Origin of the sequence: Cylindrospermum sp. FACHB-282 (genome assembly GCF_014697195.1) — a bacterium.
Taxonomy (GTDB): domain Bacteria; phylum Cyanobacteriota; class Cyanobacteriia; order Cyanobacteriales; family Nostocaceae; genus Cylindrospermum.
The window spans coordinates 1-6,287 of record NZ_JACJRJ010000094.1 but is presented as its reverse complement, the minus strand read 5'-3'; the positions used below and the strand labels follow the sequence as shown (position 1 = coordinate 6,287).

Genomic DNA, 6,287 nt, shown 5'->3' with positions numbered 1-6,287 from the left:
CGGCGCGGAGAAGTGATGGCCCGCCGCCGCGCCGACGACGCCCGGGTCGCCCTGCTGCGTGAAATCCTGATGGAAGACGTCCCGCACACAGACGGCACGTGGACGCCGCCCCCGAAGGACGACCCGCCGCCCGAACCGCTGAAGGTCACCATCCGGGCGCTGGGCGGCCCGGCAGTCGAGGTGAGCGCCGACGACCTCATCGACCTCGCGCGCGAAGCAGCGGTCGAGCTGACCTCGGACATCACTGCCGAGACGTTCGGCCGCCTCCTCTACGCCGCGAAGACGCGCGGCTCGCCGCTGCTGGGGCCGCTGCTTCGGGCGAGGGCGGCGACGCCCCTCTACCGATTCCGAACTCCTGACGGCCGCGTGTGTCGGCCGACCCCCGAATCCATCACGCCCTGACCGAGAACTACGACATGGACCTGGACACGCTCATCTTCAGTTTTCCGCACGACGAGAGTTCGACTCCGGTGCGCATCACGTCGGCGCTCTGGACCCGCATCCAAGCTGCCGCGCAGGCTCACGGTGGGCTTCTCCTCGAACGCTACGGGGTCAGCGATGCCCGGGCTTTCGCCCGAGCCGTCCGCGCCGCACTCGAATCGCCGCCGCCCGCTGTCGAGCAGCCGCGTCGGTTCGCGGTCTTCCAGCAGCCGCGGCCGGACCCTGGTGTGCCGCTCCGCGAACCCGAGGTGCGCGAGGATGTACAGAATGTCCTCCGAGTCTTCGACGCAGGTGGGGTGCTCGTCCAGCCGCGTGCCACGCCGACGGCGCTGCGGGCGCTGCCGGACCGCGGCGTAGCGGGTGCTGGTGAGGTCGGGAAGAAGATGCCGCTGGCGAAGCCCGCGCCGGCAGGCTGACGAAGTCGAACAACCCCGGCCGCACATGGTCTTACTGTCCGCCGTGCTGGGGGTCTGGGCGTTCCAGCCCCCGCGGCCGGGGCCATTAACTCAACGCCCACCGGGGCGCTTGGTCGACGCCTTGGCGACCGTGCCTACGACCCCGCGGGTGGGCTTCACGCCCCCCGTCTTGTTCGCCACCGGCCCCTTGGCGCCCGCTCGCGCCTTGGTACTACTGGTCTGGCTGACGCCGGCGGACATCTTGCGGGCCGCGTTCGTTTTCTTCGAGTTGTCGATGACGTGGTCCTCGTTCTCGGGCGACACGCCACCGTACCGGCCCGGGTGGAAAACACCCACCCCAACGTGGGCGTTGCCGGCCGGCACGGCCGTGTCTCGGAACGGGTCGGGCCTCGTCCAGAACTACTGCCCCTTGGCGGGGATGGGGCCGGGCTCGAACGACAGGAGTTGCTCCAGCGTACGCCCGTTAATCGCCGTTTGGACGACCCCGACCCCGGGTGCGTACCAGGCCGTCCGCCGGAAGTCCGCGGGGTTGGCCTCGTCCCGGGTCGACTGCTCGACCCGCATCGCCCGGAACGTCCCGGCCGGCACCACCACCCTCTCGACCCCGACGGCCTCGTACGTCCTCACCCTCCGCCCAGCCTGCGGGAAGCGCGCGGGGTCGAGCAGGGACCACTCCCACCTCGCCTTCTCCGGCCGCACCAGGCACTCCGGCTCCCACTTGGGCGTCACCCGGACGTCGCGGATGTCCTTCCCGTCCTCGTTGCGGACGATGCCCGTCCAGAACACCCCCTTGGGGGAGACGGACAGCACCTCCTGGAACGGGAACGGCACGCCCCGGGACTCGGACTGCTCGTAGACCCGGACGCTCCCGTCCGGCTGGGGGTCGGCGACGGTCACCGTGTACGTCTTCATGACCCGGCCGTTGACGCCCATCGCCCGCTTGGCCCCAACGCGGGTCGGGTAGTACACCGGGTCGGGCGTCGTGGGCAGCGCATCCCGCGGGACCGGGGTCGCGGCGGCCGTCGCGGCGAGGGCCAGGGCGAATGGCCACGCGAGGAGGCGGGACATGGCGTTCCTCCGGGTGTCGGACACCGAGCCTAATCCCGGGCGGCGCCGGCCGCAAGAATATTCACCCCTGCGTCACTGTGCCGTCTGGCGGGACAGCACCCAGGCCCGCGTCGCGGCCGGGGACGTGGCGGGGCGTGGGCTAGGACCGGCGGTCGTCAGCGGCGGCGGGGCGGGGCGCGGTCGTGGGGGCGGACGTAGGTGCCGTCCTTCCGGTAGTAGCCCTGCACGTGGACGGTCTTCGGACGGCCCGACGGGCTGTAGCTCGCCCCGCCGGAAGCCGGCGGGACGTACTGGCCTGGGTTCGCCGGAGGCGCAGCCGCAGTCGGGGCCACCGCCGCGGTGTCCCGGTTCTGGACCGTTGGAGCGTCGGGGGCAACCGCGGTCTGCTTCGCGGGCTCCTGTTTCGCGGGCTCCTGTTTCGCGGGCTCCTGCTTCGCCGCGGCCTGCGGAGGCACTGCGGCGACGGGGGCCGGGGCCGGCCGACTGTTACTACTCGGGCTGACCGCAGCCACCAAGGCGGACAGGCACAACCAGCCGAGGACAAGCACCCCACAGCCGAGTGGCGCAGCCCCGAAGGCGTTGGACCGGCGGCGGGTTCGGCGGCGTGGGCGGGGGCGACGCATAACGGGCTCCTGACGAGTCCCAGTTTAGTCCAGTGGTCGCCTGACCGACAGCCCGAATCTCGACAAGTGGTTCACCCCGGTCGCGGGCAGGCTTCCGCAAGGGGTGGCCTCTGCCCGCCCCGTCGTCGCGCCGGTCCCGCGCATCACCCGGTGCTCGTTGCGGACGGGGGCGGTTCGGCGGTTACCTTGTCGAGCTGCTCTCCTGCGACACCGCGGAGGAGCCGACCATGTTCATCATCCTGCTGGTCCTCGCCGTCTTCTACTTCCTCGCCCTGGTCGTCATCTGCGTCATGGTCCTCTCCACCGGCGCCGTCACCGGGTGCGTCATCGGCTCGGCGGTCGGCGCGACGAGCGGTGGGCAGTTGCGGCCGTGCGAGCGGAGGCTGAAGGTCTACCACAGCGGCTGCCTGGGGTCCGTCATCGGCTTCATCGTGGCCGGCGTGTTCCTCGGCGTCGCCGCCGTCGTCCTGTTCCAGTGAGGGTGCCCCTCGGGCAAGGGCGGCATCTCGCCCGCCCTTCGTCGCCACGGTCCTTGTGCATCCACGTGACGAGGGCCGCGGGACGAGCCGGAGTCAGGCCCACTTCGCTTTTTCCGGATTTTCTTTCCCTTGGATTCGCAGAGGGTTAGCGCATCATCTGACGTTGGCTTTTCGTCCTGCGCGGGGGCGCCGGGGTAACGTCAGCAGACGACACGCCCCGACGGCGGTCGTCCCACCCCGCGTGTGAGGTTGGTGATGAGCGCCGAGGACAAGCTGTTCAGCAAGAAGGACGTGGCTGTGGTCTGCAAAGTCTCGACCCGCACCGTGGAGCGCTGGGCCGAGCGCGGCTGGCTCCGCAAGGTGGTCATCGGCGGGGTCGTGAGGTTCCGCCCGGATGACGTCGAGACCCTCGTGCGCCAGGGGCTGCGAACCGCCAACTGACCACAAACTAAGAACGGGCACCCCCGCCGGCAAGCTGAAGGCGCCCGTCCCAAAACTCTACGATGATTCTAACACCGGACTGCGGCCCGCGCAAGATGCTGGCCCCCGATTTCTCGAACATCCCGGCCGAGCTGAAGGCGCTCAACACCTGGGCGTGCTGGCGGGCGAGGACGTCGAACCGCAAGGACGGCCAGCGGGTCGTCTACCAGCGCGTCCACCCCTTCACGGGCGCCGAACCTCGCGGGAACCGCCCTGAGCAGTGGGCGGCCTTCGAGGACGCGCTCCACCCCCGGCTCCGCAAGCCGACCGACGGCATCGGCGTCTTCCTCGCGCAGGACAGCGGCCTCGCCGTCGTGTTCAACGCCCCGCCCGACCTCCGCAACCGTCTCGGCGACCGGGTCGTGTACGCCGAGTGCGCCCTCCAAGGCGACGGGCTGACGCTCATCGTCCGGGCCGGCGTTCTCGGCGCGGTCGCCGGGCGGTTCCTCCCGCTGTCTGGACAACCGCCGTACCAGGGCGGTCAGGAGGTCACCACCGGGGTCCGTCTGGACGCCGTCTGGACGCCGTCTGGACACGAGCCGTGCCAGGAGAAGGCGCTGTCTGGACAGGTGCCGTACCAGGAAAACGCCCCGTGTCTGGACACGGGCCGTACCCTGGTCTCCTGGTCCCCTAAAGAAATTATGGCAGGAGGTGGGGGGAGGACGGTCGGCGAACAGCTCATTAGAGTTCCGCCGCAATAGTGGCGGGGGCGTTCGGCTCCCTCCCGGGGGTCGGATCAGGCGACAGCCGTGCGGGCGTCGATCATCCGGTTGACCAACCCGGCTACCGCCCGCACCCGCACCTCGTGCTTCCTCCGCCCGTGCCGGTTCACCTGGGCCAGCGCCTGGAACACCCGCAACCGCCGGATGGTGTGCTCGACCACCACCCGCCGGCGGGCGACCGCCCGGTTGTACCGCCGGTCGGCCGCCGGCCGGGGCTTCCCCTTCGGCTTCCGCCGGGGGGTCGCACTCGGCACGTCCGGGCGGGCCGCCCCGATCCCCAGGTACGCCGTGTCCCCGATCACCCCCACCCCCCGCGGCAGCCGGCCCAGCAACCCGGACCCCTTGAGCAGGGTCAGGTCGCTGCTCGGCCCGGGGGCACTCGGCGGGACGTGGACCACCCGCCCGGACTCCTCATCGACCCCGACCTGGGTCTTGGTCGTGTGCCGCTTCTTCTTCCCCGAGTACCAGGCCCGCTGCCGCCGCTTCGGCCGGTGGGTCGGCTGCTCGAACGTGTCCACCAGCACCGCCAGCCCCGGGGTGTCCCGCAGCAGGGCCGGGAGGGTCTTCCGCTGGTACTTCCCCGGGTCGGGCATCCGCATCGTGTCCTTCCCGGCGGCGGCCAGGACCGGGACGGACCACCCGAGGAGGCGGCGGGCGGCCGACTCGGACACCCCGAACAGGTACCCGAGGACGGCGTGGGTCGGATACACCCGGAGCCACACGACGGCGAGCAGGAGGCGGTCCGGGGCGGTGAGCCCGGGTGGGTGCCCGGCCCCGACGGCCCGGTCCCGGTCGGGCCGGTCGCGGCGGGCGAAGTCGGCGTCGGCGAGGGCCGGGAGGACATCCGCCAGGAGGGCGTCGAACACCGCCGGGGTGAGCCCGGTCAGGGCGCGGAACACGGCCGGGTGCTTCCGGAGGTGGTCGAGGCGCGCGATCATCCGGGTGCCCGCCGTGGGTCGTGTACCTGAGCTCGGGCCGGCTACGATCCCGGGCCGAGCACGGCTATTGCGGCGCGCCTCTATTGGTTCTGGGCGAGGGGGGGACCCCTTCCCGCAACCAATGAGTCAAATTCAGGAATCTTTGTGATACCGACGCGAGCGGGCGGTTCGTTGCGGATCCCGATTGCTCCCTGGGGGGTGCGGCAGTACGGTGCCGCGGGTGCGGGCGGAGGGACAATGGACGAGGCGCTTCGTCGCGAGGTGATGCGGATGGCCGCGGAACTGGAACGGCCGCCCGAGGACGCCGCGCTCCCGCCCGGCACGACGGACGCGGAGATGGATGCCTTCGAGGCCCGCACCGGGGTGCCGGTGCCGCCGGAGTTGCGGGAGTGGCTGCGGTTCACGAACGGGCCGCGCATCGGCCCCGGCAACGTGTACGGCATCCGCACGGCCCACAAGTTCGTGGACGCGGAGGCGGTGTACGGGTCCGTACCGGAGTTCCGTGAGCGCGGGTGGATTCCGGTCAGCGGCAACGGGTGCGGGTGCTATTACGTCCTCGTCACGCGGTCGGCCGACGCGGTGCGGCCGGTGTACTTCATCGACCCGTACCAGGACGGCGGGTACGGCGTGCCGACCTACGCGGTCGCGTCGGGGCTGTGGCGGTTCCTGTGGTTCTTGTTCCGTAGCGAGCTCGGCGACCGGTCGTGGCCGTTCGATCGGGCCGCCGTGTTGGTAGCCGACCCGGAGCTGGCCGGCGTGCGCGGCGCGCGGCTGCCGTGGGAGGCGTGACCGCTGGTGGACACTTACCGCATCGGCGGCGCCCACGCCCGCACGGTCTTGTCCGCCGACGCGGTGAACAGCAGCCGCCCCGCCGGCGCGAACTCCGCCGCCCGCACCGAGTCGGTGTGGCCCTTCAACTCCGCCCGCAGGCGGCCCGTTGCGGCATCCCACACGCGGACCACGCCGTCGTCGCCGCCGGTCACGAGCGTCGCGCCGTCGGGGCTGAACGCGGCGCAGAACACGATCCCGCCGTGCCCCTTGAACGACGCCAGTTCCTTCCCGGTCGCCGCCTCGTAGACGCGGGCGAAGCCGCTGTCGCCGACCGCCGCCAGCTTCGCCC

At 71.6% G+C, this 6,287-nt stretch carries 10 protein-coding genes; 6 read left to right on the top strand and 4 right to left on the bottom strand.

The genetic code is table 11. From position 1 onward, the window contains the following. Together H6G32_RS26100 and H6G32_RS26095 are read left to right on the top strand one after the other, a co-directional pair. Window positions 1–402 (top strand): hypothetical protein (locus H6G32_RS26100; RefSeq protein WP_206757984.1); only part of this gene is annotated, 402 nt, incomplete at its 5' end. After that, complete coding sequence (locus tag H6G32_RS26095) at window positions 369–857, top strand: hypothetical protein (RefSeq protein ID WP_190463629.1); 489 nt, start codon at window positions 369–371, stop codon at window positions 855–857. The genes H6G32_RS26100 and H6G32_RS26095, both read left to right, overlap by 34 nt. 90 nt (window positions 858–947) lie before the next feature. Here H6G32_RS26095 and H6G32_RS26090 read toward each other — a convergent pair whose 3' ends face one another. Together H6G32_RS26090 and H6G32_RS26085 are read right to left on the bottom strand one after the other, a co-directional pair. Then, a complete protein-coding gene (locus tag H6G32_RS26090; RefSeq protein WP_190463626.1) occupies window positions 948–1,220 on the bottom strand; it encodes a hypothetical protein in 273 nt (90 codons plus the stop codon). Between the two features lie 36 nt (window positions 1,221–1,256). Next, window positions 1,257–1,925: a hypothetical protein gene (locus H6G32_RS26085; protein WP_190463625.1), complete on the bottom strand. Its 669-nt coding sequence runs from the start codon at window positions 1,923–1,925 to the stop codon at window positions 1,257–1,259. An 850-nt stretch (window positions 1,926–2,775) separates the two neighbouring features. Here H6G32_RS26085 and H6G32_RS26080 point away from each other — a divergent pair. The 3 genes from H6G32_RS26080 to H6G32_RS26070 all read left to right on the top strand — a co-directional run bounded on the left by H6G32_RS26080 (window position 2,776) and on the right by H6G32_RS26070 (window position 4,208). Next, window positions 2,776–3,027, top strand: a complete 252-nt coding sequence (locus H6G32_RS26080) for a hypothetical protein (RefSeq protein WP_190463624.1) — start codon at window positions 2,776–2,778, stop codon at window positions 3,025–3,027. 255 nt (window positions 3,028–3,282) lie between these two features. Next, window positions 3,283–3,468 (top strand): helix-turn-helix domain-containing protein, encoded by a 186-nt coding sequence (locus tag H6G32_RS26075; protein ID WP_190463621.1) that lies wholly within the window; start codon window positions 3,283–3,285, stop codon window positions 3,466–3,468. A 62-nt stretch (window positions 3,469–3,530) separates the two neighbouring features. Beyond that, window positions 3,531–4,208 (top strand): hypothetical protein, encoded by a 678-nt coding sequence (locus H6G32_RS26070; RefSeq protein ID WP_190463619.1) that lies wholly within the window; start codon window positions 3,531–3,533, stop codon window positions 4,206–4,208. Window positions 4,209–4,243: 35 nt separating this feature from the next. Here the strand turns inward: H6G32_RS26070 and H6G32_RS26065 are convergent, their stop codons facing one another. Further along, window positions 4,244–5,167 carry a transposase family protein gene (locus H6G32_RS26065; RefSeq protein ID WP_190463617.1) on the bottom strand — a complete coding sequence of 308 codons (924 nt, stop codon included), beginning with the start codon at window positions 5,165–5,167 and terminating at the stop codon, window positions 4,244–4,246. 237 nt (window positions 5,168–5,404) lie between these two features. On the opposite strand from H6G32_RS26065, the gene H6G32_RS26060 reads away from it, so the two are divergent. Continuing rightward, on the top strand, window positions 5,405–5,956 hold the full coding sequence (locus H6G32_RS26060) for an SMI1/KNR4 family protein (protein WP_190463614.1): 552 nt from the start codon (window positions 5,405–5,407) through the stop codon (window positions 5,954–5,956). A 14-nt stretch (window positions 5,957–5,970) separates the two neighbouring features. Here the strand turns inward: H6G32_RS26060 and H6G32_RS26055 are convergent. Then, on the bottom strand, window positions 5,971–6,287 hold a 317-nt coding region (locus H6G32_RS26055; protein WP_375539821.1), incomplete at its 5' end, for a WD40 repeat domain-containing protein.